The 26,527-nt window shown below is 60.4% G+C and carries 25 protein-coding genes; 17 read left to right on the top strand and 8 right to left on the bottom strand.

Going from position 1 to position 26,527, the window contains the following annotated elements; all coding sequences use genetic code 11:
• Window positions 1–12: 12 nt before the first annotated feature.
• Window positions 13–2,226, bottom strand: coding sequence for a GTP diphosphokinase (gene relA / locus I6L41_RS20260; RefSeq protein WP_005335588.1), 2,214 nt, complete (start codon window positions 2,224–2,226; stop codon window positions 13–15).
• 231 nt (window positions 2,227–2,457) lie between these two features.
• Entirely contained in the window at window positions 2,458–3,780 is a 1,323-nt protein-coding gene (rlmD, locus tag I6L41_RS20255) for a 23S rRNA (uracil(1939)-C(5))-methyltransferase RlmD (protein WP_069528883.1), read from the bottom strand.
• 153 nt (window positions 3,781–3,933) lie between these two features.
• Between rlmD and barA the strand changes: the two genes are divergently transcribed.
• From barA to galE, 7 genes are all read left to right on the top strand, one after another.
• Window positions 3,934–6,651 carry a two-component sensor histidine kinase BarA gene (gene barA, locus I6L41_RS20250; protein ID WP_088868517.1) on the top strand — a complete coding sequence of 906 codons (2,718 nt, stop codon included), beginning with the start codon at window positions 3,934–3,936 and terminating at the stop codon, window positions 6,649–6,651.
• Between the two features lie 89 nt (window positions 6,652–6,740).
• Window positions 6,741–7,220 carry a DUF1456 family protein gene (locus I6L41_RS20245; protein ID WP_005335594.1) on the top strand — a complete coding sequence of 160 codons (480 nt, stop codon included), beginning with the start codon at window positions 6,741–6,743 and terminating at the stop codon, window positions 7,218–7,220.
• 34 nt (window positions 7,221–7,254) lie between these two features.
• Entirely contained in the window at window positions 7,255–8,142 is an 888-nt protein-coding gene (locus I6L41_RS20240; protein ID WP_216960945.1) for an N-acetylmuramoyl-L-alanine amidase, read from the top strand.
• Window positions 8,143–8,297: 155 nt separating this feature from the next.
• Entirely contained in the window at window positions 8,298–8,765 is a 468-nt protein-coding gene (locus I6L41_RS20235) for a Dps family protein (protein ID WP_216964009.1), read from the top strand.
• Between the two features lie 289 nt (window positions 8,766–9,054).
• A complete protein-coding gene (gene hcp / locus I6L41_RS20230) occupies window positions 9,055–10,704 on the top strand; it encodes a hydroxylamine reductase (RefSeq protein WP_216964007.1) in 1,650 nt (549 codons plus the stop codon).
• A 111-nt stretch (window positions 10,705–10,815) separates the two neighbouring features.
• Window positions 10,816–11,805 (top strand): hybrid-cluster NAD(P)-dependent oxidoreductase, encoded by a 990-nt coding sequence (locus I6L41_RS20225; protein WP_110303520.1) that lies wholly within the window; start codon window positions 10,816–10,818, stop codon window positions 11,803–11,805.
• A gap of 94 nt (window positions 11,806–11,899) precedes the next feature.
• Complete coding sequence (galE, locus tag I6L41_RS20220) at window positions 11,900–12,913, top strand: UDP-glucose 4-epimerase GalE (protein WP_100652867.1); 1,014 nt, start codon at window positions 11,900–11,902, stop codon at window positions 12,911–12,913.
• Between the two features lie 69 nt (window positions 12,914–12,982).
• On the opposite strand, the gene I6L41_RS20215 is transcribed toward galE, so the two are convergent.
• Window positions 12,983–13,684, bottom strand: coding sequence for a phosphatase PAP2 family protein (locus I6L41_RS20215; RefSeq protein ID WP_005354622.1), 702 nt, complete (start codon window positions 13,682–13,684; stop codon window positions 12,983–12,985).
• A gap of 257 nt (window positions 13,685–13,941) precedes the next feature.
• Here I6L41_RS20215 and mpl point away from each other — a divergent pair, with 257 nt between their 5' ends.
• Together mpl and I6L41_RS20205 are read left to right on the top strand one after the other, a co-directional pair.
• Window positions 13,942–15,312, top strand: a complete 1,371-nt coding sequence (gene mpl / locus I6L41_RS20210) for a UDP-N-acetylmuramate:L-alanyl-gamma-D-glutamyl-meso-diaminopimelate ligase (protein WP_042030470.1) — start codon at window positions 13,942–13,944, stop codon at window positions 15,310–15,312.
• Window positions 15,309–15,920: a flavin prenyltransferase UbiX gene (locus I6L41_RS20205; protein WP_069529846.1), complete on the top strand. Its 612-nt coding sequence runs from the start codon at window positions 15,309–15,311 to the stop codon at window positions 15,918–15,920. Before mpl ends, I6L41_RS20205 begins: the two co-directional genes overlap by 4 nt.
• A 72-nt stretch (window positions 15,921–15,992) precedes the next feature.
• Here I6L41_RS20205 and I6L41_RS20200 read toward each other — a convergent pair whose 3' ends face one another.
• Window positions 15,993–16,607, bottom strand: coding sequence for a TetR/AcrR family transcriptional regulator (locus I6L41_RS20200; RefSeq protein ID WP_042079938.1), 615 nt, complete (start codon window positions 16,605–16,607; stop codon window positions 15,993–15,995).
• 201 nt (window positions 16,608–16,808) lie between these two features.
• Here I6L41_RS20200 and hpt point away from each other — a divergent pair, with 201 nt between their 5' ends.
• The 8 genes from hpt to I6L41_RS20160 all read left to right on the top strand — a co-directional run bounded on the left by hpt (window position 16,809) and on the right by I6L41_RS20160 (window position 22,579).
• Window positions 16,809–17,339, top strand: coding sequence for a hypoxanthine phosphoribosyltransferase (hpt, locus tag I6L41_RS20195; protein ID WP_005335618.1), 531 nt, complete (start codon window positions 16,809–16,811; stop codon window positions 17,337–17,339).
• A gap of 111 nt (window positions 17,340–17,450) precedes the next feature.
• A complete protein-coding gene (locus tag I6L41_RS20190; protein WP_201933394.1) occupies window positions 17,451–18,368 on the top strand; it encodes an ABC transporter ATP-binding protein in 918 nt (305 codons plus the stop codon).
• Complete coding sequence (locus tag I6L41_RS20185; protein ID WP_005362866.1) at window positions 18,365–19,138, top strand: ABC transporter permease; 774 nt, start codon at window positions 18,365–18,367, stop codon at window positions 19,136–19,138. The genes I6L41_RS20190 and I6L41_RS20185 overlap by 4 nt, the downstream gene beginning before the upstream one ends.
• A 226-nt stretch (window positions 19,139–19,364) precedes the next feature.
• Entirely contained in the window at window positions 19,365–20,516 is a 1,152-nt protein-coding gene (locus tag I6L41_RS20180; protein WP_216960943.1) for a double-cubane-cluster-containing anaerobic reductase, read from the top strand.
• A 9-nt stretch (window positions 20,517–20,525) separates the two neighbouring features.
• Window positions 20,526–21,308 (top strand): acyl-CoA dehydratase activase, encoded by a 783-nt coding sequence (locus I6L41_RS20175; RefSeq protein ID WP_216960940.1) that lies wholly within the window; start codon window positions 20,526–20,528, stop codon window positions 21,306–21,308.
• Window positions 21,305–21,613 carry a DUF3343 domain-containing protein gene (locus I6L41_RS20170; RefSeq protein ID WP_216960938.1) on the top strand — a complete coding sequence of 103 codons (309 nt, stop codon included), beginning with the start codon at window positions 21,305–21,307 and terminating at the stop codon, window positions 21,611–21,613. Before I6L41_RS20175 ends, I6L41_RS20170 begins: the two co-directional genes overlap by 4 nt.
• On the top strand, window positions 21,610–22,047 hold the full coding sequence (locus tag I6L41_RS20165; protein ID WP_216960935.1) for a MauE/DoxX family redox-associated membrane protein: 438 nt from the start codon (window positions 21,610–21,612) through the stop codon (window positions 22,045–22,047). Before I6L41_RS20170 ends, I6L41_RS20165 begins: the two co-directional genes overlap by 4 nt.
• A 4-nt stretch (window positions 22,048–22,051) precedes the next feature.
• The gene (locus I6L41_RS20160) at window positions 22,052–22,579 is read left to right on the top strand and encodes a rhodanese-like domain-containing protein (RefSeq protein WP_216960909.1); all 528 of its coding nucleotides are present in this window, start codon (window positions 22,052–22,054) and stop codon (window positions 22,577–22,579) included.
• An 83-nt stretch (window positions 22,580–22,662) separates the two neighbouring features.
• Here I6L41_RS20160 and I6L41_RS20155 read toward each other — a convergent pair whose 3' ends face one another.
• From I6L41_RS20155 to folK, 4 genes are all read right to left on the bottom strand, one after another.
• Window positions 22,663–24,027 (bottom strand): cation:dicarboxylase symporter family transporter, encoded by a 1,365-nt coding sequence (locus tag I6L41_RS20155; protein WP_216960907.1) that lies wholly within the window; start codon window positions 24,025–24,027, stop codon window positions 22,663–22,665.
• A gap of 144 nt (window positions 24,028–24,171) precedes the next feature.
• Window positions 24,172–25,026, bottom strand: coding sequence for a pantoate--beta-alanine ligase (gene panC, locus I6L41_RS20150; RefSeq protein ID WP_040068294.1), 855 nt, complete (start codon window positions 25,024–25,026; stop codon window positions 24,172–24,174).
• A gap of 200 nt (window positions 25,027–25,226) precedes the next feature.
• Entirely contained in the window at window positions 25,227–26,021 is a 795-nt protein-coding gene (gene panB, locus I6L41_RS20145; protein ID WP_005335640.1) for a 3-methyl-2-oxobutanoate hydroxymethyltransferase, read from the bottom strand.
• Window positions 26,018–26,527 (bottom strand): 2-amino-4-hydroxy-6-hydroxymethyldihydropteridine diphosphokinase, encoded by a 510-nt coding sequence (folK, locus tag I6L41_RS20140; protein WP_005354659.1) that lies wholly within the window; start codon window positions 26,525–26,527, stop codon window positions 26,018–26,020. Before folK ends, panB begins: the two co-directional genes overlap by 4 nt.

The following is a 26,527-nucleotide window of genomic DNA, read 5'->3' as shown; positions in this document are numbered from 1 at the left end:
GTCGGTTCGATATCAAAGCCGCTTGGCGCTGATCACGTCGTTAAGCTGACTGAGCTTGGCCAACGCCCGGTTGAAGGCGTTGATGTTGTAAATCTCCAGCTCCATATCGATCTCGGCGGTCTGCTCGCGCACGTTGGAACGTGAGCGCACCCCCATCACATTGATCTTCTCGTTGGCCAGCACTGTGGTGATATCGCGCAGCAGGCCGGAGCGATCGTTGGAGATGATCCGGATGGTGAGGCCGTAGCCGCCGGAGTAGTTCTCCCCCCACACCGCATCGATCAGCCGCTCAGGGTTGCGCCGTGACAACTCTTTCAACTGCTCGCAATCTTCCCGGTGGATCGAAACGCCACGCCCCATGGTGATGAAGCCCTGAATGGAGTCCCCCGGAATGGGTTGGCAGCAGCGGGCAATATGGGTCATCAGGTTGCCGACCCCTTCCACCACTATGTGATCCTTGGGCTTGTGGCGCATCGGCGCATTGGCCTTCTGCTCCAGCTTCTCCAGCAGGCGGCGATCTTCCTCTTCCGCCGTCGGCTTGTTGTAACAGGTGTCGAGATAGTTGAGCACCTGGTTGATGCGGATATCGCCGCTGCCGATACCGGCCAGCAGATCGTCGGTGCTCTCCAGATTGAAGCGGCGCAGCATGTTGCCCTTGTCGATCTTGGACATGCTGAGGTTGTGGCGATCCAGCTCCTTCTCAAACAGCTCGCGACCGGCCACGATATTCTTGTCCCGATCCAGTTTTCTGAACCAGGTCGCCACCTTGGCCCGCGCCCGGCTGGAGCGCAGGAAGCCGGCGTTGGGGTTCATCCAGTCGCGGCTCGGGTTGGGCTCTTTCTGGGTGATCACCTCCACCTGATCGCCGGTCTGCAGCGCGTAGGTGAACGGCACGATGCGGCCATCAATCTTGGCGCCGATGCAGCGGTGGCCGATCATGCTGTGGACGTGATAGGCAAAATCGAGCGGGGTGGCGCCTGCCGGCAGGTCGATGACATCCCCTTTCGGGGTGAAGACGTAGACCCGGTCCTCGAACACCTGACTGCGCAGATCTTCCAGCAGGGAGCCGCTCTCGGAGAGATCTTCCTGCCAGGCGAGCAGCTTGCGCAGCCACTCGATCTTGTCTTCGAAGGTGTTGGCCTTGCCGCCAGCTTGCGCCCCTTCCTTGTAGCGCCAGTGCGCCGCGACGCCGAGCTCGGCGTCCTGATGCATCTGGTCGGTACGGATCTGGATCTCCACCGTCTTGCCTTCAGGCCCCACCACTACGGTGTGAATTGACTGGTAGCCGTTGGGTTTGGGGTTGGCGACATAGTCGTCAAACTCGCGGGGAATGTGGTGGAACTGGGTATGGACGATACCGAGCGCCGCATAGCAATCCTGCAACCGCTTGGTCACTACCCGCACCGCGCGCACGTCGAATAACTCGTTGAATTCGAGGTGCTTCTTCTGCATCTTGCGCCAGATGCTGTAGATGTGTTTCGGCCGACCGTACACCTCGGCGTCAACTCCCGCCTCTTTCAACCCATTACGCAGGGATTGCACAAACTCGCGGATGTAGCGCTCGCGATCGAGCCGCTTCTCGTCGAGCTGCTTGGCGATCTGTTTGTAGGTATCCGGGTGCAGGTAACGGAAGGCGAGATCTTCCAGCTCCCACTTGAGCTGGCCGATGCCCAGACGGTTGGCGAGCGGCGCATAGATGTTGGTGATCTCCTGGGCCATCAGCACCCGGGTCTCTTCATCTGCCGTCTTCGCTTCCCGCAGGCAGGCGATCCGCTCTGCCAGCTTGATCACCACGGCGCGCACATCCTCGACCATGGCAAGCAACATGCGACGCACGTTGTCGACCTGCTCCGGCGAGGTTTCGCTGCGATGGAGGGTTTGCAGGGAGCGGATGGCTTCCATCTCCAGCACCCCTTCCACCAGCTTGGCGATCTTGGAGCCAAAGTCCTCGTCCATCCGCTCCTGGCTGATGAGACCGGCTTCGACGAAGGGGTAGATGATGGCCGCTTTGAGAGTGCCGATATCCATGCTGAGCATCTGCAGGATGCCCACCATTTCGATGCCGCGCACCAGCAGCTTGCTGGTCAGCGCCTCGTCACCGAGCGTCAGACAATACTGATAGACGGTTCGCAGCTGATCCTTTTCACTGTCACTCAAGGAGAGCGAGCTGACCCACTCTTCCAGGGTGAAGTTGTCTTTCAAATGAATATCGCGAACCGCAACCATGGTATCAATCCTTTAAATTATCGGGCCGAAAGCTGTCACTTTCCCCCCTCATGAGATTGCCTCAAATGGGGATATCCAGCGCACTTTTCAAGGCATATTGTCCAGAAAGACAATAGAGCGCACCAACAGGCCCTGCCGAACAACGAGGGTCTAGATTACCCCAATCACATCAGCTCAAACAGCCGCAGACATGCCAGATTACATATCCGCATCGCCGTACTGATGAGTCATTTACTCCCGTTCAAACAGCGCCATGGACTCCAGATGACCAGTGTGAGGGAACATGTCGAGCATGCCGAGGCGCACCAGACGGTAACCCCCTTTCACCAGCACCTGACTGTCCCGCGCCAGGGTGACCGGGTTACAGGAGACGTAGACCACCCGCTTGGGTGAAAGTTTCACGACGTGTCCCATCACTTCCAGCGCGCCGGGGCGAGCCGGATCCAGCAGCACCAGATCGAACCCTTCCCGCGCCCAGGACATGCCGACGATGTCATCGCTCAGGTCGGCCTTGTAGAAACGGGCATTGGTGATGCCGTTGCGACGGGCGTTCTCTTCGGCCCGCTGCACCATGGCCAGTTCACCTTCGACACCCACCACTTCGCGAGCCTGACGGGCCAGCGGCAGGGTGAAGTTGCCGATGCCGCAGAAGAGATCGAGCACCTTGTCATCCTTGCTCGCCCCGAGCCATGTCAGCGCCTGCTCAACCATGCTCTGGTTGATGGGGCCGTTGACCTGAATGAAATCACCGGGTGCAAATGCAAGAGACAGGCCATCCAGCGAGTAGGATGGGGAAAATTGTTGCTGCAGCGCTTCGATGCGATCATCGGCCGCCTGCAGATAGAGGTCGATCCCCTGTGCTTTTGCAAACTCCACCAGCAGGGCGCGATCCGCCTCATTGGGGCGGCCGGTGTGACGCAGCAGCATCATGATCCCCTGCTCGGCCTGGATAAGCTCCGCATGGCCCAGCTCGCGCTGGCTCTTGAGGCGATTGAGGCACTCACGCAGCGGGGCAATCAGCGCAGAGAGCGGCTCGGCCAGCACAGGGCACCCTTCGATTTCCACCAGATCGTTGCTGTTGCGACGGCGGAAACCGACCCGGGTGCAGCGACCGTTCTTGTCAAATTTGATGGCCAGACGACAGACCCGGCGATAGGCACGATCTTCACCGGTCAGTACCGGCTCCAGCGCAGGCGCCTTGATGTTGCCCAACCGCTCGAACAGGCTGACCAGTCCGGCCGCCTTGGCGGCTTGCTGATCGGCAACCGACATGTGCTGGGCACTGCAACCGCCGCACTCGCGATAGTGGCTGCAGAAGGGGGCGATACGATTGGCCGCCGGGGTCACAACCTGTTGCAAGGCGGCGTGACCATACTGCTTTTTTTCTTCGGTGATGCGTGCCTTGACGGTCTCGCCGGGCAGCGCCCCTTCGACGAAGATCGCCTTGCCCTGATGGCGACCGATACCGACGCAGTGGTGATCGAGGGTGTCTATCGTAAATTCAATGCGTTGGAGCTGGGTGGACTTCTTTTGGGGCTTGAAAAACTGGGCCATAAAACTTGGTGCCTATAGGTGGCTATGTCATGATTGTGGAATCTGCTGCCGGGTATTGTCCCACAAGAATAATAGTATGACCAAATACGGCCACAGAGCCCGTGTATTGCCATCAACCCTATCGCCAACCCTGTTCACTGGTGGCCTGTTCGTATGACCAAATATGGCCTGAGAGCACGCGTTCTCGCCTTCACCATCCTGCCAACCCTGATCATCGGTGGCCTGATGGCCGGTTACTTCACCTTCCACCGCTACCAGCAGCTGGAAAACAACCTCATTGATCAGGGGATCAACATCATCGAACCGCTGGCAATCGCCAGTGAATACGGGATGACCCAGCACAGTCGCGAATCCCTCAAGCGGCTGATTGGCCTGACCCATCGCAAGAACTCCCCCTTCATCAAGTCCATCGCTGTCTTCACCCAGGACAACCAGCTATTCGTTACCTCGAACTACCACAGGGACTTCACCCGGCTCAGGCTGCCCGATGGTGAGCCCATTCCGGATTTGACCAGCGTGACATTTCAGGGAGACGACATCATTTTGCGCACTCCGATCCAGGCCGAAACCAGTCTGGATGGCTTCCCGCTGCCCAGCGATGTAGAGCCGCCGATGATCGGCTACATCTCGATGCAGATGGCGACCGACAGGGCCATGCTGCTGCAGTACCGCGACACCTTCTTTGCGGTGATCATGGTGCTCATCGGAGTCGCCTTCAGTACCCTGTTTGGCTTCCGTCTGGTCAAGAGCGTGACCCAACCCATCACCAACATGGTGCAGGCGGTGCACAAGATCAGGGAGGGGCGGCTCGATACCCGGGTCAGCGGCCAGCTCACCGGCGAGCTGGATATGCTGAAAAACGGCATCAACGCCATGGCCAAGGCGCTCTCCGAATATCACGAAGAGATGCAGCAGAATATCGATCAGGCCACCTCTGACTTGCGCGAAACCCTGGAGCAGATCGAGATCCAGAACGTCGAGCTCGACATGGCCAAGAAACGGGCGCAAGAGGCCGCGCGGGTCAAGTCGGAGTTTCTGGCCAACATGTCCCACGAGCTGCGTACCCCGCTCAACGGGGTCATCGGTTTTACCCGCCAGTTGCTGAAAACCAGCCTGACCCCGAGCCAGACCGACTACATGCAGACCATCGAGAAATCGGCGCGCAACCTGCTTGGCATCATCAACGACATCCTCGACTTCTCGAAGCTGGAAGCGGGCAAGCTGCAGCTGGAGCATATCCCGTTCAGCCTGCGCGACACCCTCAACGAGACCATGCACCTGCTCGGCCCCAGCGCCCACGACAAGCAGCTGGAGCTCTCCCTGCGGGTGGATGCCGATGTGCCGGACTACCTCACCGGCGACCCCATGCGTCTGCAACAGGTGCTGACCAACCTCACCGGCAACGCCATCAAGTTCACCGAACAGGGCAACGTCGATGTCCATATCGAGCAGACCGGCAGTGGCAACCACAAGGTGAGGCTCAACGTCCAGATCCGCGATACCGGCATCGGCATCTCCCAGGAGCAGCAACATCAGCTGTTCCAGGCCTTCAATCAGGCCGACTCCTCCATCTCCCGCCGTTATGGCGGCACGGGTTTGGGCCTCGTCATTACCCAGAAGCTGGTGCAGCAGATGGGCGGCCAGATCCGCTTTGAATCGGAGCTTGGCAAGGGCTCCATCTTCTCGTTCAGTCTGGATGTGGAGGTCTCCCCCCTGCCCCAGACCGATCAACTGCCGCTGGATCGGATCCGTGGCAAGCGGCTCTGGCTGCTGGAGCCGGATCCCTTCGCGCAAGCCTCTCTGCTCGCCCTGCTGGCGGAGTGGCACCTCGACGTGCACCCACTGACCAGCGATGATCCCTGGCCCGAGATGAGCGAGCAGGAGATGGTGATCATCGGCAGCAGCACCCTGCATACGCCGCAGCAGGTGATCGGCCGTCTCGACAGACTGAACGGCCAGCAGCAGAACACCATAGTGCTGCTCAGCAGCCACGAGCCGGCGCTCTATGAAGCGATGCTGGCCCATGGCGCCCAACACTGTCTCTCCAAACCGGTCAACCATCGCAAGCTGCTGCACGCCCTGCTCTCGCCGGAATCGAGCCGCCAGAAGCTGCCTGCTCAGCCTGCGCCGCGCCAGTTGCAGCCAATCAAGGTGCTGGCGGTGGATGACAACGCCGCCAACCTCAAGCTGATCGCCGCCATGCTCAAGGAGATGGTGAGTCAGGTAGTTGTGTGCAAAAACGGCAAGGAGGCGGTCAAGCAGGCCCAGAGCCAGCCGTTCGACATCATCTTCATGGATATCCAGATGCCGATCATGGATGGCATCAGTGCCACCCAGGCGATCCGCAACCAATCCCTCAACACCACCACCCCGATCGTGGCGGTGACTGCCCACGCCATCCCCGGAGAACGGGAGCGGCTGATCCGGCAGGGGATGGACGACTATCTGGCCAAGCCCATCGACGAGAGCATGCTGGCCCAGCTCATCACTGACTTTGCCCATCGCCGCCACCAGAATAATGGTGCCCAACAGATCGACTGGGCACTGGCGGTGCGGCAAGCTGCGGGGAAAGAGCATCTCGCCAGAGAGATGCTGACCATGCTGCTGGCCAGTTTCGACGAAGTGGAACCAGTGCTGGATAGCGCGCTGGCTGGCGAAATTGAAGATAGCGAGGTGCTGGCCCAGCTCCATCGCCTCAACGGTGGCTGTGCCTATTCCGGGGTGCCGGGATTGCAACGGCTGCTCTCCCAGCTGGAGCAACAGCTGCGTGACGGCGTGCCGGTGAGCGAGCTGGAACCAGAGCTGCTGGAGCTGCAAGATGCGCTGGAACTGGTGCGCCAGGAGGCGCCCCGCTATCTCGGCAAGGCTTGATGAGCTTGACCCGAACTGTATCGGCCCCCGCTTTTTCTGACGCGAGGGCCGCCAGATGGTAAAGTTGCGCCGTTTACACAGGAGTCAGCATGACCAACAACGATATTCTGCGCCGTCTGCGCTACGCCCTCACCATCAGCAACGACCAGATGGTCGAGATGTTTGCCAAGGGCAACCTGACGGTCACTCACGCCCAGCTGCACAGCTGGTTGATGAAAGAGGCGGCGGAAGGTGAAGAGCAAGAGGCAGGCTATGTCGCCTGTCCCGACTCGGCCCTGAGCCAGTTCCTCGACGGTTTCATCATCGCCCGCCGCGGCGTGCGGGAAGATGCACCGGCCCAGGTGATCCCGAACCGGATCAACAACAACATGATCCTGCGCAAGCTGCGCATCGGTCTCAACTTCAAGGAAGAGGATATGCTCGGCACCCTCAAGCTCGCCGACTTCAACCTCTCCAAGTCCGAGCTCAGTGCCCTGTTCCGCTCCAAGGATCACAAGCACTATCAGGATTGCGGGGATCAGATCCTGCGCAACTTCCTGATCGGCCTCACTGCCAAATACCGCGGCTAACCAGCCGCGCGACTGACCAGACCGGGCCTTCGACATGTGCCAGCAACTCACTCCTCCCACGCTCAGCAGACTGACTGTGGCAGGGGGATGGTGCTGGCGCTGTCTTCTTCCCCTCTTCTTTCTACCACTGGTTCTGCTGCTGAGCGCCTGCACACCGTCCGAGTACCAGCTATCTACCCGCTATCAGAGCGCCAACCAGAACGAGCGGATAGCCTTTCTGATCCTCCACTACACCGACGAAGATGATGCCAATTCCCTGCGCCTCTTGACCGAGCCGGAGCACAAGGTGAGCGCCCACTACCTGATCCCCCGCGACAGCCACGAAACACCGCTCACCGTCTATCAGCTGGTGCCGGACAACGCGCGCGCCTGGCATGCGGGACGCAGCCGCTGGCACCAATATGCCGGGCTCAATGCCAGCTCCCTTGGCATCGAGATCGTCAACCTCGGCTATCCAGCAGAAGATGAGCCGCTGGCCCCCGATGCCCGCCGCTGGCAACCCTATACCCCGCAGCAGATTGCCGCCGTCGGCACCCTCAGCCGGGAGCTGGTCGCCCGCTACCAGATTCCACCGACCCAGGTGCTGGGCCACAGCGATGTCGCCCCCGAGCGCAAGCAGGATCCCGGCCCCCACTTCCCCTGGCGCCAGCTCTATCTGACGTATGGGGTCGGCGCCTGGCCCGATGAAGGTCGGGTGGCCGAGTTGCTGGCCAGCCCCTTGCCCGACTGGGATGCGGCCATGTGGCAGCAGCAGTTGGCCCGCTATGGCTATGGCCTGCCCCGGAGCGGCCAGTGGGATGAGCAGAGCCGCGCCGTCTTGGGCGCCTTTCAGCTCCACTTTCGCGCCAGCAAGGTCGATAGCAAACCGGACCGCGAGTGTCAGGCCATCCTGATGGCGCTTCTGGAAAAATACTTCCCCTAATCCTCATCCATTGCCCCCGTTGCTGCGTACTGTTTGATAGCCGTTAGCTATCAAACAGTTAGGCACAAGCAATTGTCCCTGCATTTTGCAAGGCGTTATTCTGACTGCGTTCCGAAAGAGAATTTAAAACCGATTTCCAAATCTGGAGGTGAATGATGAAAAGCCCGATTGGTCTTGATACTGCTCAATCACAAGCCCTGGCAGCCGAGTTGAACAAATTGCTGGCCAGCTACCAGATCCTCTACATGAACGTGCGCGGCTTCCACTGGAATATCCGTGGCAACCAGTTCTTCGAACTGCACCTGAAATTTGAAGAGATTTACAACGACCTGGTGCTGAAAGTCGATGCACTGGCCGAGCGGATCCTGACCCTGGATGGCGTGCCAATGCACAGCTTCAGTGACTACCTGAAAGTCTCTGCCATCCCGGAGCAAAAAGGGCTGCACGATGGCCGCGCCTGTGTCGAATCCTTGCTGGATAGCTTCCGCGAACTGTTGGTCGCCCAGCGCCGTATTCTGGGTCAGGCCGCCGAAGCCGGTGATGAGGGCACTGCCTCCATTCTCTCCGACTATGTGCAGCAACAAGAAAAACTGGTCTGGATGCTGCGCGCTTATCTGGCCTGATAGTGAACCAAGCTGACTGCAGCGTACGTATGATTGCTTGAGTAAGTACCGGGCCGAAAGCTCCTGACCAGACCACGGCCCAATCCGTCTGATTGTTATGTTCTGTTGCAAACCTGAGTTGTCTCTCCTTTTATCCACCCGCTTGCCGCCCTGTTTGGGCGGCTTTTTTTGTTTTTGATCTGCATCAAGGGAAACTTAATTGGCAAATTGAATGCCTATTAAGTTTTTCGCGAGAGGAATAGAATCGCTACAAAACAGACAACTGAAATGTCCAATTAGGAGAGGCATGATGTTTTGTGTGCAATGTGAACAGACAATTCGTACCCCGGCTGGCAACGGCTGTGCCTACGCACAAGGTATGTGCGGCAAGACGGCTGAAACCTCGGATCTGCAGGATGTGCTGATCTACACCCTGCAGGGGCTCAGCGCCTGGGCTCTGGCCGCCCGCGAGCAGGGCATCATAGATCGCGAGATCGATGCCTTCGTACCCAAGGCCTTCTTCGCTACCCTCACCAACGTCAACTTCGATTCCGCCCGTATCGTGGCGTACGTCAATCAGGCCATCGCCTATCGCCAGCAGTTGGCCGATCGTCTGACCGCCATGGCGGTGCAGGTCAACGACTTGCCACACTCCGCTTACTTCGAACCCGGTGCCGAGCTGCTGGAACAACTTGCCCATGCCGCGCCAGCCGCCCCCAATCGGGGCAAGAACGAAGTGAACGAAGACATCATGGGGCTGCGTCTGCTCTGCCTCTACGGCCTCAAGGGCGCCGCCGCCTACATGGAGCACGCCCGGGTGCTGGATCAGCAGAGTGATGAGGTGGCCGCCGAATTCCACCGCATCATGAGCTGGCTCAGCACAGACCCGAGCGAAATGGGTCGGCTGTTCAGCTGTGCCATGGAGATCGGTCAGCTCAACTTCAAAATCATGGAGATGCTGGATCTCGGTGAAACCAGCGCCTTCGGCCATCCGGAACCCACCCAGGTACGCGTAACACCCATCTCCGGCAAGTGCATTCTGGTCTCCGGCCACGACATGATGGATCTCAAACTCATTCTGGAGCAGACCAAGGGGACCGGCATTCATGTCTACACCCACGGCGAGATGCTGCCCGCACTAGCCTATCCCTTCTTCAAACAGTACCCCCATCTGGTGGGCAACTACGGCTCCGCTTGGCAAAACCAGCAGAAGGAGTTTGCCAACTTCCCGGGCGCCGTGGTGATGACCTCCAACTGCATCATCGACCCGAATGTGGGCAACTACTCGGATCGCATCTTCACCCGCTCCATCGTCGGCTGGCCGGGCGTCACTCATCTGGAGGGGGATGATTTCTCCACCGTGATCGCCAAGGCCCAAGCGCTGGAAGGCTTCAAGCACACCGAGCTCGAGCACTTCATCACCATCGGCTTTGCCCGCAACGCCCTGATGCAGGCCGCCCCCGCGGTGATTGAGAAGGTCAAAGCCGGAGAGATCAGCCACTTCTTCCTGGTGGGGGGCTGTGACGGTGACAAGGCCGAGCGCGCCTACTTCACCGAGTTTGCCAAGGCGGCGCCGCGCGACAGCCTGCTGCTAACGCTGGGCTGCGGCAAGTACAAGTTCAACAAGCTCGATTTTGGCGACATCGGCGGCATTCCGCGCCTGCTGGACGTGGGTCAGTGCAACGATGCCTATTCCGCCATCCAGTTGGCGCTGGCACTCTCCGAGGCTTTCGAGTGCGGGGTCAACGATCTGCCGCTGACGCTGGTGCTCTCCTGGTTCGAGCAAAAAGCCATCGTCATTCTGCTCACCCTGCTCTCCCTCGGGGTGAAGGACATTCGTACCGGGCCGACCGCCCCCGCCTTCCTCACCCCGGCGCTGCTCAAGGTGCTGGAGGAGCAATTTGGCCTGAAAGGGACCACCACGGCCGAGGCTGACTTGGCCGAGATCCTGGCGGCCTGATCGGCACCTCATGTTGTAAGCGTTTGGCGAGCCGCCCGGCTCGCCTTTTTTCTGGATCCGGCTTTTTCACCAGACGTTTTTCGAACCGTTTAAAACCTAAGGAGCCTTGTGATGACCTCTCTCACGCTCACCTGCATTGGCCGCCAACAGAACACCCACGACGTCGTGAGCTGGCAGCTGGCGCCGCTTTCCGGCAGCCTCCCTCCCGTACTGGCTGGCCAGTGCATCACCCTGCATACCGAGATTGACGGCCAGCCGGAGTGCCGCGCCTATACCCTCTCCTCCAGCCCACAGGATGCCTGCTGGCAAGTGACTATCAAGGATGTGGGACGGGTCTCCCACCATCTGCATCAGACCTTGCAGGTGGGAGACAAGATCCGGGTGGATGGTCCGTTCGGCGATTTCAACCTGACCGCCCTGCCTTGCGAACGGCCACTGCTGCTAAGCGCCGGTTCCGGCATCACCCCCATGTGGGCCATGCTGCGGGACGAACTGGCCAAACGGCCGGACGCAGACATCCGCTTTATCCATAGCGCCCGCTCGCCAGCAGATGTGATCTTCGCAGATGACTTGGCTGCATTGGCCGAAGCTCATCCCGGTGTACGCCATGCCCTGATACTGGAAGAGGCGCCAACGGCTCATCCCTGGGTGGGCCGACTCACCCCCGCCATGCTGGCCGAGCTGGCCCCGGATCTGCGCGAACGCCATGTCTATCTCTGCGGCCCGGCACCCTATATGGCGGCGGTCAGCAGCATGCTGGCTGAGCTGGGACTGCCGCCGGAGCAGCTGCATCAGGAGTCCTTTGGCCTTCCTCCAGCAGAGCCTGCCACAACCACCAGCGACCACTTCTGGCTGACCCTGAAAAAGAGCGGCAAAAAGGTGAAGATCCTGCCGGGTCAGACCCTGCTGGCGGCGCTGGAAGCGGCGGGCGAAACCATGATGGCGGCTTGTCGCGCCGGGGTATGTGGCAGCTGTCGTTGCACCACCACAGGTGACATCGAGCGCCAGAGCGTGATGACCCTGAGTGCTCAGGATCTGGAGAGCGGCGTTGCTCTGGCCTGCTCCTGCACCGCGAAAGGGGATATAAGTCTCGATTATTGAGATACGCAAAGGGCTTCATTGGTATCTCAACCTTTTCCCGAGCGGGCAGGACGGGTAGACTCTGCCCCAGTTTCACCAGAACACGGGATAAAAAATGACAATACTGGTCACAGGGGGCGCCGGCTATATCGGCTCCCACACCCTGGTTGAGCTGCTCGGCGCGGGGCAGCAGGTCGTGGTACTCGACAACCTCTCCAACTCCTCACCGGAGTCACTCAAGCGGGTCGAGCAGATCACCGGCAAGCCGGTCACCTTCATCGAAGGGGATGTGCTGGACAGAGCCTGCCTGCAGCAGCTGTTCGCCAACCACCAGATCGAATCGGTCATCCACTTCGCCGGTCTCAAGGCGGTCGGGGAGTCGAGCCAGATCCCGCTCACCTACTACCAGAACAACATCAGCGGCACTCTGGTACTGTGCGAAGAGATGGCCAGGGCCGGGGTTTTCCGCCTGGTATTCAGCTCCTCGGCCACCGTCTATGGCGATCCCGCCTCGGTGCCGCTGCGGGAAGATTTCCCCACCAGCGCCACCAACCCCTACGGCCGCTCCAAGCTGATGGTGGAGGAGATCCTGCGCGATCTCGCCAAATCCGACCCCCGCTGGGCTATCGTACTGCTGCGTTACTTCAACCCGGTCGGCGCCCACGAGAGCGGCCTGATTGGTGAAGATCCCAACGGCATCCCCAACAACCTGCTGCCCTATATCAGCCAGGTGGGTGTCGGCAAGCTCAAGGAGCTGGGGGTATTTGGCAACGACTACCCGACCCCGGATGGCACCGGCGTGCGCGACTACATCCATGTGGTGGATCTGGCCATCGGCCACCTGAAAGCACTGGCGCGCATCAAGAGCGACACCGGCGTCTTCACCTACAACCTGGGCACAGGTCAGGGCTACTCGGTACTGGAGATGGTCAAGGCGTTTGAAGCGGCCAGCGGCCGACCCATTCCCTACCAGATCAAACCCCGTCGCCCGGGCGACATCGCCGAGTGCTGGGCAGAGCCAACGCTGGCCCGTGCCGAGCTGGGCTGGCAGGCAGAACGCGGTCTGGAGCAGATGATGGTCGATACCTGGCGCTGGCAAAGCAACAACCCGAACGGCTATCAAGGCTGATCTCTCGCGGGTTGATAACAAAACGCCCCGACATTTTCATGTCGGGGCGTTTTATTTTGCGACGTTCAATCAGTGGGTCTGACTGCGCAGCAGCGGCACACGGGCCAATCGGGGGGCGATGCGCTCTATCAGCCGATCCGCCAGCGGGGTCAGCAGCAACCAGGGCAGACAGAGGGTCGCCAGCCCCAGTGCGCCGACGTAGACATCGGTAAACCAGTGAGCCCCAGCCAGAATGCGCGGCGCGGAAAAGATCGGCACCATCAGCAATGCGGTGACTCCCGCCCAGCGCGGTAGATAGCGCAAGGCGTAGCCGGCGAAGATCATCAGGAACAGGGCGTGATCCCCGGGGAAACTATCACCGGAAGAGTCCTTGGTCGGAATAGCACTGATCTGGGTCACCCGCAGCGCATCAGCCACCATCAGGGTCGGGCTGGGTCGCTCCACCGGCAATCGGTGACCAAGCTGGTTGATCACCAGAGCACTCAGCAGCATCACTATGCCCATCGCTACCAGTTGGCGACGACCCGCCAGATCCCGTGCAAAGAAGCAGCGGGCCAGGATCAGCCCCATACAGGCCAGCACCGCCAGATCGAACAGCCGGTTGTTGGTGATGGCCACCAGATCGGCCCACAGAGCCGACTGGCCGAGCCAGCCGTTAACGGTGTGAAAAATCGTGAGGTCCCACTGATCCCAGGGACCATGAGCGGGCAGCGCAGCCCAACTGATGGCCACCAGACCACCGACCAGATAGCAAAGCAGGAACTTGCCCATGGGGACTCTCCTTTGGAAAAGGGCGATATCGTAAAACTGTAGAGTGCGTCACAAAACCGAAGAATTGTAAGAAAGTGCGACACAATATCAAGTCTCAAATAAAGCCTTCCAGCCCATTCCAATCTCGCATATCCCAACAGCGCCAAGATTTCTGCCTCCAGTGCTGCATCTGTGGCCTCTCACCATGAGTGCGGCTTGTGCCACCACCGCAACACCCCCTAGAATGCGCACTTCCCTTTACTGCGAAAGGAAGCGGTATGCATATTCACATTCTCGGGATCTGCGGCACCTTTATGGGTGGTCTGGCGGTGTTGGCAAAACAGCTTGGTTACCGGGTGACCGGTTCGGATGCCAACGTCTATCCCCCCATGAGTACCCAGCTCGAGCAACAGGGCATTGAACTGACCGAAGGCTATGACCCCTCCCAACTCGATCCGGCGCCGGATCTGGTGGTGATCGGCAACGCCATGAGCCGCGGCAACCCCTGTGTTGAATATGTGCTGGACCGCAATCTGCCCTACATCTCCGGCCCCCAGTGGCTGCTGGAGCACGTGCTGCAAGATCGCTGGGTGCTGGCCGTAGCCGGCACCCACGGCAAGACCACCACCGCCAGCATGCTGGCCTGGGTGCTGGAGTACGCCAAGCTGGAGCCCGGTTTCCTTATTGGCGGCGTGCCGGGCAACTTCCCGGTCTCGGCCCGCCTCGGCTCTGCCCCCTTCTTCGTGATCGAAGCGGACGAATATGACTGCGCCTTCTTCGACAAACGCTCCAAGTTCGTCCACTACCACCCGCGCACCCTGGTGATGAACAACCTGGAGTTCGATCACGCGGATATCTTCCCGGATCTCGCCGCGATCCAGCGCCAGTTCCACCACCTGATGCGCACCGTGCCAAGCAACGGCCGGGTGCTGTTCCCGCAGGCGGATGACAACCTCACCGCCGTGCGCAAGATGGGCTGCTGGAGTGAAGTAGAGCTGGTGGGTCAGGACGACGCCAAGTGGAAAGCGGTCAAGCTGGCCGATGACGGCTCCGCCTTCGAGGTGTGGCTGGATGGCGAGAAACAGGGCGAAGTGCACTGGGAGTGCATCGGCGAACACAACGTCAACAACGGTCTGATGGCCATTGCCGCCGCACGTCATGCTGGCGTGATGGTGGAGCATGGCATCGCCGCCCTCTGCCAATTCAAATCCCCCAAACGGCGGATGGAACTCAAGGGCGAAGTGGCGGGCATCAGCGTCTATGACGACTTTGCCCACCACCCCACCGCCATCGAGACCACTCTCGGCGGCCTGCGCGCCAAGGTGGGAGAAGCCCGTATTCTGGCGGTGCTGGAGCCACGCTCCAACACCATGAAGCTGGGGGTTCACAAGGAGGAGCTGGCTGGCTGCTTCGATGGCGCCGACGAGGTGTTCTTCTTCCAACCCCCCAACATCGGCTGGGATCTCGGCGAGGTGACGGCCCATATGACCCGACCGGCCAAGGTATTCAACGATCTGGAGACCTTGATCAACCGGTTGGTAGCCGAGAGCCGCGATGGCGACCATATTCTGATCATGAGCAACGGCGGCTTCGGCGGTATTCATGACAAGCTGATCGCCCGCCTCAAGGATTACCACGGCGAACTATGAACAAAGCGATCACCCTGGCGCTGACCGGCGCCTCCGGCGCCCCCTATGCCCTGCGCCTCCTCCAGTGTCTGGTGCAGGCGGACTATAGGGTCTACCTGCTCGCCTCCTCGGCGGCTCGTGTGGTACTCAAGACCGAACAGCAACAGGATTGGCCGGGCTCGCCGAAAGAGCTCTCTGCCTATCTTTGTCGCCAATATGGCGCCAAGGAGGGACAGATTGTCGCCTGTGGCAAGGAGGAGTGGTTCTCGCCGGTGGCCTCCGGCTCGGCCGCGCCCAAACAGATGGTGGTCTGCCCCTGCTCCATGGGCACCGTCTCGGCCATTGCCAATGGCACCTCGGACAACCTGCTGGAACGGGCAGCGGATGTGGTGATCAAGGAGCGAGGTCAGCTGATCCTGGTGCCCCGCGAAACCCCCTTCTCGGCGATCCATCTGGAGAACATGCTGAAACTGGCACGGCTCGGGGTGACCATCATGCCCGCTGCGCCCGGTTTCTATCATGAGCCGAAAAGCATCGCCGATCTGGTGGACTTTATGGTTGCCCGCATCCTAGATCATCTGGGTGTCGAGCATGAGCTGACCCACCGCTGGGGCTATGGCCACCATTGAGGTGACCGCCACATTCGGCCATAAAAAAACGGCGCCACTCAATGAGTGACGCCGTTTTTTCGTTAAGCCGTGTTAGCGAGCCTGAATTGGCGCCGTCACGTACTTGAACAGGAAATCAGTCACCTCTTGGCGCGCCGGGCGCTGAGGTTGATTGATCATCTGCATCATCACATAGCCAAAACCGGTCAGAGAGCGGGCCAGATCCTGTGCTGACAGCACGCTGGTGATCTCCCCTGCATCCATGGCGGTTTGCAGCTCGCTGGCGATCAGCTCAAGGCAGTGATCGAGCAGCCGGGTATAGCGGGGCCATACCTCTTCCCGAACCGATGAGCTCCACTCCAGCCAGATACCGGCATAATCCGGTTGATCGTAGGCGGCATCGACAGAGAGGCGTACATGACGCTGGATCTTGTCGAAAATGGAGCCCTGGTCACCGTATGCCTGCGACAGCATTTGGTTCACAAAGCGTTCGATCTCGGCCAGCACCTCATCTACCAACTCCTCGCGGGTGTTGAAATAGTTGAAGACGGTTGCCACAGAGACCTTGGCCTGTTCGGCTATCTCGGCGTGACCTGCACGGCCAATACCGCGACGGGAGAACACCTCGATGGCACATTCCATCAATTGGGAGCGACGAGCTTCCGGCGACAGCCGGGTACGACGTCTTATTTCTGCGCGTGGTTCCATAGTTTTTATCATCTAATAGTTATTGATTATGGTGTTTATAGTATTTTAACTAATCATGCCTGAGTGCCTGCTAACTCTATCAATTAAAATAAGCCGATAAAAGCACCACGTATCTCTAGCACCCTTCAACATGAGTGGTAGAATCATCGGTTTTGATATTCATGAACGGCCAAATCCCCTTTGGCCTTATGGGAGTAAGTGATGAAACACACCGTCGAGGTGATGATCTCCGAGGCTGAAGTAGCCGCCCGGATCGCCAAATTGGGTGAAGAGATCACCGCCCGCTATCAGGGTTCTGACGAAGTCGTGATGATTGCGCTGCTGCGCGGTTCCTGCATCTTCCTTGCCGATCTCTGCCGCCAGTGCCAGCTGCCCATCACCTTGGACTTCATGACCGCCTCCAGCTACGGCTCCGGCATGCACAGCACCCGTGACGTCCGCATCCTCAAAGACCTGGACGACGACATCAAGGGCAAGGATGTGGTGATCGTGGAAGACATCATCGACACCGGTTACACCCTCAACAAGGTGCGCGAGATCCTCTCCCTGCGCGAGCCGAAATCCCTTGCCATCTGCACTCTGCTGGACAAACCCTCCCGCCGAGAAGTGCAGGTGCCGGTCGACTGGATTGGCTTCGCCATTCCGGACGAATTCGTGGTCGGCTGTGGCATCGACTACGCCCAGAAGTACCGCAACCTGCCGTTTATCGGCAAAGTGGTACCCCAGGAGTAAGCCAGGTTCAGGAATATCACGGGTGAAGCGGCCTTGCGCCCTTTACTCTGTGCAGGCGGCCTTGGCCGCCTTTTCTGTATCGAGCCGGATTCAACCATCACAGAGGTTGCAATGAACGCACTGGAAATCAGCGGCCTGAAAAAGACCTATCAGGGGGGCGTCGAAGCCCTTAAAGGCATCGATCTTACCGTCAGGCAGGGGGATTTCTTCGCCCTGCTCGGCCCCAACGGCGCGGGCAAGTCCACCACCATCGGCGTCATCAGCTCGCTGGTAAACAAGAGCGCCGGCAAGGTGAAGGTGTTTGGCTACGACATCGACAGCGATCTCGAACAGGCCAAGGCCCAGCTCGGACTGGTGCCGCAGGAGTTCAACTTCAGTCAGTTCGAGAAGGTGATCCAGATTGTCACCCATCAGGCCGGTTTCTACGGCGTGCCCAAGGCGGAAGCCAAGATCCGCGCCGAGAAGTACCTGCGCCAGCTCGATCTGTGGGAGAAGCGCGACATGCCTGCCCGCACCCTCTCCGGCGGCATGAAGCGCCGTCTGATGATCGCCCGCGCCCTGATGCACGAGCCCAAACTGCTGATCCTCGATGAACCGACCGCCGGGGTCGATATCGAGATCCGTCGCTCCATGTGGAGTTTCCTCAAGGATCTCAATGAGCAGGGGGTCACCATCATCCTCACCACCCACTATCTGGAAGAGGCGGAGATGCTCTGCCGCAACATCGGCATCATCGACAAGGGTCGTCTGATCGAGAACACCAGCATGAAGAATCTGCTGGGCAAGCTGGGTCGCGAGACCTTCCTGCTCGACCTTGCGCCAGGTTCTGCCGTACCCGAGGTGCCAGAGTTCAACGGCCGCATGCAGGATGAGCGCACCCTCGAGGTGGATCTCGACAAGAGCCAGTCACTCAACAGCCTGTTCGAGCAGCTGTCGAACCAGCAGGTGCAGGTCGTGAGCATGCGCAACAAGGCCAACCGGCTGGAAGAGCTGTTCGTCAATCTGGTCGAAGAGGGGAGAAAAGCATGAATCTGGCCATCTACTACATCGCCTTCAAGAGCATTCTGGCCAAGGAGGTGAGCCGCTTTACCCGCATCTGGATCCAGACCCTGGTGCCACCGGCCATCACCATGAGCCTCTACTTCGTCATCTTCGGCAACCTGATCGGTTCGCGCATCGGTGACATGGGCGGTTTCACCTACATGGAGTTCATCGTGCCCGGCCTCATCATGATGTCGGTGATCACCAACTCCTACTCCAACGTCGCCTCCTCCTTCTTCAGCGCCAAGTTCCAGCGCAATATCGAGGAGATGCTGGTGGCGCCGGTGCCCAACTACGTAATCATCGCCGGTTACGTGGGCGGTGGCGTGGCGCGCGGCCTCTGCGTCGGCCTTATCGTCACTCTGGTGTCGCTCTTCTTCGTGCCGCTGCAGATCCACCATCTATTCAGCGTCTGCGTGACCGTGCTGCTGACCGCCATCCTCTTCTCGCTTGGGGGCCTTATCAACGCGGTGTTTGCCAAGACCTTCGACGACATCAGCATCATCCCCACCTTCGTGCTGACGCCGCTCACCTATCTGGGCGGGGTGTTCTACTCCATCAGTCTGCTGCCCCCCTTCTGGCAGGGCGTCTCCCAGGTGAACCCCATCATCTACATGGTGAACGCGTTCCGTTACGGTTTCCTCGGTATCTCCGATGTGCCACTCGGCACCGCCTACCTCATCATCATCGGCTTTATCGTGGCCCTCTACGGTATCGCCTGGTGGCTTATCTCCCGCGGCACCGGCCTGCGCCACTGATAGCCAAAACGGGTACCTCGCGGTGCCCGTTTTTTATTCCCCCTGTAGCCCCTTCAACCTGCCAGCCCCCTTCTCAATAACCTGCCTGTCATTAAGGATTTACCTGACACCTTGTGATCCACCGCAATTTTCTAATTACCCCCAAAGGTATAATTCTCGCGGTTGGATGTGCCGTCACGGATGGCTCGTCCGTCTCTTCATTTCTCTCATCAGGGCAGGATCGCCTATGTCACTTATCACCGAGTTGCCAGCCATATTCGATAGCTTTTCAGATGCCCGTCGTCAGGGCTTTCTGGCTGTAATGGCACTCAAGGAGCGACAGATCCCCCTGGTCGGCACCTACTGTACCTTTATGCCGCAGGAGGTGGCGATAGCCGCCGGCGCCGTGGTGGTATCGCTCTGCTCCACCAGCGACGAGACCATCGAGGAGGCCGAGAAAGATCTGCCCCGCAACCTCTGCCCGCTGATCAAGAGCAGCTACGGTTTTGGCAAGACCGACAAGTGCCCCTACTTCTACTTCTCCGATCTGGTGGTGGGGGAAACCACCTGCGACGGCAAGAAGAAGATGTACGAGTACATGGCAGAGTTCAAACCGGTGCATGTGATGCAGTTGCCCAACCGCGCCGATGACGAGGCCTCCCGCACCCTGTGGCGCAGCGAGATCGTCCGCTTCAAGGATCTGCTGGAGCAGCAGTTCGGCAACCCCATCAGCGAGCAGGCGCTGCACGAGGCGATCGTGCTGAAAAACCGCGAACGCCGCGCGTTGGCCGACTTCTACCGGCTGGGCCAGCTCAACCCGCCGGCGCTGAGCGGCACCGACCTGCTCAAGGTGGTCTATGGCGCCACCTTCCGCTTCGACAAGGAGCAGCTCATCAGCGAACTGCAGGAGATGACCCGCCGCATCAAGGCCGAGTATGCCGAGGGCAAGCGGCTCGATGCCCGCCCGCGCATCCTCATCACCGGCTGCCCCATCGGCGGCGCCGCCGACAAGGTAGTGCGCCTTATCGAGGAGCACGGCGGCTGGGTGGTGGGTTACGAGAACTGCACCGGCGCCAAGGCGACCGAGCAGTGCGTCAGCGAAGAGGGCGACCTGTTCGATGCGTTGACCGACAAGTATCTCGCTATCGGCTGCTCCTGCATCTCCCCCAACCACCAGCGCATGAATCTGCTGAGCCAGATGGTGGAGGAGTATCAGGCAGACGGGGTGATCGATGTGATCCTGCAGGCCTGCCACACCTATGCGGTGGAGTCGCTCGCCATCAAGCGCCATGTGCGCGAACGCCACGGCATCCCCTACATGGCGGTCGAGACCGACTACTCCAGCGCCGATAAGGGACAACTGGCCACCCGGCTGGCCGCCTTTATCGAAATGCTGTGAGGAGGCGCCGTGTCACTCTCCATCGGGATTGACTCGGGCTCCACCGCGACCAAGGGGATCCTGTTCGACAGCCGGGATGGCGGGCGCATCGTCCACCGTTTTCTGGTGCCGACCCCCTTTCGTCCGCTGGCTGCCATCGAGCAAGGCTGGGAGGAGCTCTCGGCCGATTTGCCAGAGCGCCCCCACCTGACCCTGACCGGCTATGGCCGGGATCTGGCGTCGTTCGCCGATCGGCGGGTTACCGAGATCTCCTGCCATGGGCTGGGGGCTCGCCTGCTCTGCCCGTCGGTACACACCGTCATCGATATCGGCGGGCAGGATAGCAAGGTGATCCAGCTCGATGGCGAGGGCAACCTCACCGACTTTCTGATGAACGACAAGTGCGCCGCCGGCACCGGTCGATTTCTCGAGGTGATCACCAGCACTCTGGGGGCTCGGGTCGAGCAGCTCGACGAACTGTTGGAGGGCGCAGAGCCCCACGACATCAGCAGCATGTGTACCGTGTTTGCCGAATCGGAGGCGATCAGCCTGCGCTCGGCGGGCATTCCCGCCGAGTCGATCCTGGCCGGCATCGTCCGCTCCATGGCCCGGCGCAGCGCCAACTTTATCGGCCGCCTCGGCGCCCGACCGAGCGTGCTCTTTACCGGCGGAGTCAGCCACTGCGCCACCTTCCGCCACTATCTGGCGCAAGGATTGGGCTGTGAGGTCGCCACTCACCCGGATGCCCAGTTTGCCGGTGCGTTGGGGGCCGCCCTGTTCGGCGTGCGCGCCAGCACGGGAGGTAAATCATGAATCAGGAGTTTCTCTACCTGTTCCACTCTACCCTCGGCACGGTCAGGCTGCGCAAGCGGCTGGAGCAGCACGGTCAGTCGTTTCGGGTCTGCGATGTGCCGCGCCTGCTCAGCGCCGGCTGTGGCCTCGCCATTCGCCTCCACTGCCCACCAGACGAGTGGCAACAGTGGTGTCAGAACGGTGAAACCGCCGCCGTCTTTCGCTGCGAAGCAGACGGCGACTATCAGGAGCTGGCCCGCTATCCGGCCGATAGCCCGGACATGGCGAAGCAAACGCCTGTGGCTGGCAGTCGGAGTCATGGATGATAAAGATCTATCCCATGGCCGTTTATCTGCGCATGCTGGCCAATCTGGCACTCGGGGGATTTTTCCTCGCCTCCGCCGGGTTCAAGCTGGTCTCCCCCGCCCTGTTTGTCGAACAGATCGCGGCCTTCGGGCTGATCTGGCCGTCACTGATCCCGCCGGTGGCCTGGGGGCTGATCGCGCTGGAGCTCTGCGCCGGGCTTGCAGTCATCGCCAACCGGCGCTGGGGACTGTGTCTGGTGATCGGGCTGCTCGCCCTGTTTATTCCGGTGTTGGGCTATGGCGTTGCCATCGGGCTCGACATCTCTTGCGGCTGTCTGGGCAGGGCTGATCTCAGCTCGTTGCCGGAGGCCATTGTGCGGGATCTGCTGCTACTGACGCTTGCGGGCGCCCTGCTGCGAACTTCCCGCCCCGTTTTTCCCGTTCTAAAGGAGTAGTGACATGATGACATTGCGATCCCGCACCCTGCTGGCCTCGCTGATCGCCGCCAGCTTTGCCCTCACGGGCTGTGGCGACAACCAGTTCGAGCAGGAGGTGAAGCTGGAGCAGTCGGCGGTGCAGCTGGCACAGGAGGCGCAGCAGGGGGGCTATCAGCTGCTGACCGTGGCCGAGCTGAAGACCCGGATGGACAAGGGTGAGGAGTTGGTGATCATCGACACCATGCCCTATGAGGACTCCTACAAGAAAGAGCACATTCCGGGCGCCAAAAACTTTGTCTTCGTGAAGGAGGCCAAATCCGGCGATAACTGGAGCGAAATCGTCGAGGGGAGCGGCACGGCGGAGCAGTTCCAGGCGCTGTTGGGTGAAGACAAGTCCCGTCCTGTGGTGATCTACTGCGGCTTCGTCAAGTGCGGCCGCAGCCACAACGCTGCCGCCTGGGCGGTGACTCAGGGCTATCAGCAAGTCTATCGGGTGCCGGGCGGCATCTTTGCCTGGAAAGGGGCCGGTTACCCCGTATCTGCCGAATGACCGCGTCTGCCCACAAGGCAACACAGCCGATATGAAAGAAGCCCGCAACTGCAGGCTTCTTTCATATTGGGCAACACTTGGAGTTAACTGGCGGCCTGCGTCTGCACCGTCTCCACGTTGGCCAGCTGCTGCTTGCCCAGCAACCGCTTGGTGATCATCGCCGCCATGATGGAGCCGTTGACGTTGAGAGCTGTGCGGCCCATATCCACCAGTGGCTCGATGGCGATCATCACCCCCACCAGCGCGATGGGGAAGTTGAGGGTGGAGAGCACGATCAGCGCGGCGAAGGTGCCGCCACCGCCGACGCCGGCCACCCCGATGGAGCCCAGCGCAATCACCGGCAACAGAGTCAGCAGGAACAGGGGATCAAACGGGTTGATGCCGAGCATGGGGGCAATCATCGCCACCATCATGGCCGGATAGATGCCGGCGCAGCCGTTCTGGCCGAGGTTGGCACCAAAGGAGGCGGCGAAGTTGGCGATGCTGGCGGGCACCCCAAGACGCTGCTGGGTCTCGATACTGAGCGGGATGGAAGCCGCGCTGCTGCGTGAGATAAAGGCAAAGGTGAGCACACCCCACACTTCCCGCAGATAGTGCAGCGGGTTCTGGCCGATCAGCAGCAGGATCACCATGTGTACCGCAAACATCGCCAGAATGGCGACGTAGCAGACCAGAATAAAGCCGAGCAGGCTGAGGATCTCGCTCAGGGGATAGTGGGCCACCACCCGGGCGATCAGCGCCATCACGCCATAAGGGGTGAGCGCAATCACCACCCGCACCATCTTCATCGCCCACAACTGCAGGGTGTCGATGGCCACGGCGGCGCGAGCACCCGCCTCCGGGCGCTCCGCCTTCAACTGCAGCAGAGCAACCCCGGCCAACACGGTGAAGATCACCACCCCGATCACCGAGAGACCGCGGCTACCCGCCATATCGGCGGCAAAGTTGGTGGGCACCAGCGAGAGCAGTAGGGCGGGCAGAGTCTGGGCACTGTCGATGGTGCTCATGCTCTGTTGCAGGGTGGCGCTGTCGCTACCGTGACTCAACAACCCGGCTGCGGTGAGACCGCTCAGGTTGGTAATGGTCATCCCCACCACACCGGCAATCATCACCAACGTCAGCATGGAGCCGATCAGCACGGCGCTGATCTTGCCGAGGGACTGGGCCTGCTCCAGCTTGTTGATGGCGGAGAGGATGGAGGTGAACACCAGCGGCATCATCACCACCTTGAGCAGGCTGACATAGCCGCCGCCGACGATATTGACCCACTCCAGGGTCTGCTGAACGTCGGCATCATCGGCGCCCCAACCCAGTTGCAGCGCCAGCCCGAACAGGGCGCCAAGCAGCAGACCCGCAAGTACCTTGCGCGAGAGCGGCACAGTAGAGGGAATCTGGGTCAGGGCAAAACAGAGCAGACAGAAGAGCAACGAAGCAAACAAGGTAAACATAAATAAACACCTGTAGCGGCCATCAGGGCCGATTGTGGAAAGCGAAAACAGCGGGTGCGAGCGGGGTCGCGGGGGAGAACGCCGGATTGCAGGCGTGAAAAAGCAGCGGACGCCCAAGAGGGCGTCCGCTGGCAATCGGGGGAATTACTTCTTTACGGCGACGACGCGGTTGTCGATAAGGCGGGCCTTGCCAAGATAAGCGGCCATCAGGATCACCAGCTGTGCGCTCTCGTCAGTGGCGGATTCGAGGGTGGCGGCATCGACGATGTCGATGGCATCGGTACGAAAACCGGCGTTGTCGAGACGCTGGCTGGCCTGCGCCACCAAGGAGGGCAGGTGGTGGTCACCCGCTTCGATCTGCTCGGCGATCCAGTTCATGGTGCGCGCCAGCTCGGGGGCAATGGCCCGCTCGGCGGCAGTCAGGTAGCCGTTGCGTGAAGAGAGCGCCAGCCCGTCTTCGGCCCGCACGGTGGGCACGCCAACGATCTCGATGGGCATCGCCATGTCGGCCACCATCTTGCGAATAAGCGCCAGCTGCTGGTAATCCTTCTGGCCAAAGCAGGCCACATCAGGCTGCACCAGATTGAACAGCTTGGTGACGACGGTACTGACCCCGCGGAAGTGACCCGGACGCAGCGCCCCCTCCAGCAGATTGGAGAGACCCGGCACCTCGACGAAGGTTTGGCTCGCCAGCCCCTGCGGATACATGATCTCCGGGGTCGGGGTGAATACCATGTCGACGCCAGCAGCTTCCAGCGCAGCACAATCCTGCTCCAGAGTGCGCGGGTAGTTGGCGAGATCCTCGGCCTTGTCGAACTGCATCGGGTTGACAAAGATGCTGACCACCACCTTCTCGGCGTGGCTGTGCGCCTCCTTCACCAGCGTCAGGTGGCCCTGATGCAGGTTGCCCATGGTGGGCACGAATGCGATGGCACGCCCTTCACGGCGCCATTGGCTGATCTGCTCACGCAGAACGACGGGATTATTTACGACCAACATCAGCAGTTCACCTTCCGATAAATCAAAAAGAGAGACGGGTTGCATCCACAGATAGCGCTCGGGCGGGATGAGGCACGAACATGGCTATCAGCAGTTCACCTTAGATGAATCAATAAGATACGGATTAGCTATACGGATTAACTGTGCAAGGCTGACAAGCAGAGACGGGGGCCGCAGCCCCCATCATGCAACCGCCAGGATCAGTTGAAGCAGTGCTCCGGGCCGGGGAAGCTCCCCTCGCTCACCTGCTGGACATAGAGGCGGATGGCGGCACGCACATCGCCGGTCTCGGCCAGGAAGTTCTTGGTGAACTTGGGCACATAGCCGGAGGTGACGCCAAAAGCATCGTGCATCACCAAAATCTGACCGTCGGTCGCGGGGCCGGCACCAATGCCGATCACCGGGATGCGAAGCGCCTTGGTGATGCGCTCGGCCAGCGCAGTGGGCACACACTCGAGCACCAGCAGCTGGATACCGGCCGCTTGCAGTTCGAGGGCCTGACGGTAAATCTCCTGTGCCTGAAACTCATCGCGCCCCTGCACCTTGAAGCCACCAAAGACATGAACGGATTGCGGAGTGAGGCCGAGGTGACCGCACACCGGCACCCCGTTGCGGGTGAGGTGGCGGATGGAGTCGCAGAGCCAGTCGCCCCCTTCCATCTTCACCATGCGGGCACCGGCCGCCATCAGGCGGGCAGCGTTCTGGTAAGTCTGCTCGGGGGTGGCGTAGCTCATGAACGGCATGTCGGCGACCACCAGTGCCTTGCTGGCACCGCGCGCCACACAGCGGGTGTGATAGACCATCTCATCCATGTTGACCGCCAGGGTATCCTGACCCCCTTGCAGCACCATGCCCAGTGAATCGCCGATGAGCAGCACGTGGGCCCCCTCGTCGTCGAACAGCTTGGCAAAGGTGGCATCATAGGCGGTGATGGCGGTGAACTTTTGACCTTCCTGCTTCATCTTCAACAGGCTGGCGGTGGTGATCTTGCTCATAGAGGCTCCTGTACGTCTGCACGCGGGGCAATGATGGCCAAATCATTGTGCGGGCAGCGGGCAACCAGTCGGGCGAGCGGGGTGCCGCAGGGCAGCACCAGAGCAGGCGCAATTTCGGCAAGGGGCAGCAGCACGAACTCCCGCTCCTTCATGCCGTAGTGGGGTACGATCAGGCGCTCATGGTTGATCACCTGATCCCCATAGAGCAGCAGATCGAGATCCAGAGTTCTCGGCCCCCACCGCTCATCTTTGCGCACACGTCCCTGTTCCAGCTCGATTTTTTGTAATTGATCCAGCAGCGCAAGGGGCGCGAGCCGGGTATTGAGCCGGGCCACGGCATTGACGTAGTCCGGTTGGTCAGCAGGCCCCATGGGGCGGCTGCTGTAAAACGACGAGGCCTCCACCAGCACAGATTCCGGCAACCTTGCCAACGCGGCAACGGCGCGACGAGCCTGACCCAGCGGATCAGACAGGTTGGAACCAATGGCGATGAAGACCTCGGTCAT

Source organism: Aeromonas sp. FDAARGOS 1411, assembly GCF_019047125.1.
GTDB classification, from domain to species: domain Bacteria; phylum Pseudomonadota; class Gammaproteobacteria; order Enterobacterales; family Aeromonadaceae; genus Aeromonas; species Aeromonas veronii.
Note: the sequence above shows the minus strand (reverse complement) of the source record. Positions and strands in the feature narration are given on the sequence as shown.

Bases quoted from the DNA above. Each gene is read 5' to 3' on its own strand.
- relA (WP_005335588.1), bottom strand. From the start codon at position 2,226: ATGGTTGCGGTTCGCGATATTCATTTGAAAGACAACTTCACCCTGGAA.
- rlmD (WP_069528883.1), bottom strand. From the start codon at position 3,780: ATGGCCCAGTTTTTCAAGCCCCAAAAGAAGTCCACCCAGCTCCAACGC.
- barA (WP_088868517.1), top strand. From the start codon at position 3,934: ATGACCAAATATGGCCTGAGAGCACGCGTTCTCGCCTTCACCATCCTG.
- I6L41_RS20245 (WP_005335594.1), top strand. From the start codon at position 6,741: ATGACCAACAACGATATTCTGCGCCGTCTGCGCTACGCCCTCACCATC.
- I6L41_RS20240 (WP_216960945.1), top strand. From the start codon at position 7,255: ATGTGCCAGCAACTCACTCCTCCCACGCTCAGCAGACTGACTGTGGCA.
- I6L41_RS20235 (WP_216964009.1), top strand. From the start codon at position 8,298: ATGAAAAGCCCGATTGGTCTTGATACTGCTCAATCACAAGCCCTGGCA.
- hcp (WP_216964007.1), top strand. From the start codon at position 9,055: ATGTTTTGTGTGCAATGTGAACAGACAATTCGTACCCCGGCTGGCAAC.
- I6L41_RS20225 (WP_110303520.1), top strand. From the start codon at position 10,816: ATGACCTCTCTCACGCTCACCTGCATTGGCCGCCAACAGAACACCCAC.
- galE (WP_100652867.1), top strand. From the start codon at position 11,900: ATGACAATACTGGTCACAGGGGGCGCCGGCTATATCGGCTCCCACACC.
- I6L41_RS20215 (WP_005354622.1), bottom strand. From the start codon at position 13,684: ATGGGCAAGTTCCTGCTTTGCTATCTGGTCGGTGGTCTGGTGGCCATC.
- mpl (WP_042030470.1), top strand. From the start codon at position 13,942: ATGCATATTCACATTCTCGGGATCTGCGGCACCTTTATGGGTGGTCTG.
- I6L41_RS20205 (WP_069529846.1), top strand. From the start codon at position 15,309: ATGAACAAAGCGATCACCCTGGCGCTGACCGGCGCCTCCGGCGCCCCC.
- I6L41_RS20200 (WP_042079938.1), bottom strand. From the start codon at position 16,607: ATGGAACCACGCGCAGAAATAAGACGTCGTACCCGGCTGTCGCCGGAA.
- hpt (WP_005335618.1), top strand. From the start codon at position 16,809: ATGAAACACACCGTCGAGGTGATGATCTCCGAGGCTGAAGTAGCCGCC.
- I6L41_RS20190 (WP_201933394.1), top strand. From the start codon at position 17,451: ATGAACGCACTGGAAATCAGCGGCCTGAAAAAGACCTATCAGGGGGGC.
- I6L41_RS20185 (WP_005362866.1), top strand. From the start codon at position 18,365: ATGAATCTGGCCATCTACTACATCGCCTTCAAGAGCATTCTGGCCAAG.
- I6L41_RS20180 (WP_216960943.1), top strand. From the start codon at position 19,365: ATGTCACTTATCACCGAGTTGCCAGCCATATTCGATAGCTTTTCAGAT.
- I6L41_RS20170 (WP_216960938.1), top strand. From the start codon at position 21,305: ATGAATCAGGAGTTTCTCTACCTGTTCCACTCTACCCTCGGCACGGTC.
- I6L41_RS20165 (WP_216960935.1), top strand. From the start codon at position 21,610: ATGATAAAGATCTATCCCATGGCCGTTTATCTGCGCATGCTGGCCAAT.
- I6L41_RS20160 (WP_216960909.1), top strand. From the start codon at position 22,052: ATGATGACATTGCGATCCCGCACCCTGCTGGCCTCGCTGATCGCCGCC.
- I6L41_RS20155 (WP_216960907.1), bottom strand. From the start codon at position 24,027: ATGTTTACCTTGTTTGCTTCGTTGCTCTTCTGTCTGCTCTGTTTTGCC.
- panC (WP_040068294.1), bottom strand. From the start codon at position 25,026: ATGTTGGTCGTAAATAATCCCGTCGTTCTGCGTGAGCAGATCAGCCAA.
- panB (WP_005335640.1), bottom strand. From the start codon at position 26,021: ATGAGCAAGATCACCACCGCCAGCCTGTTGAAGATGAAGCAGGAAGGT.
- folK (WP_005354659.1), bottom strand. From the start codon at position 26,527: ATGACCGAGGTCTTCATCGCCATTGGTTCCAACCTGTCTGATCCGCTG.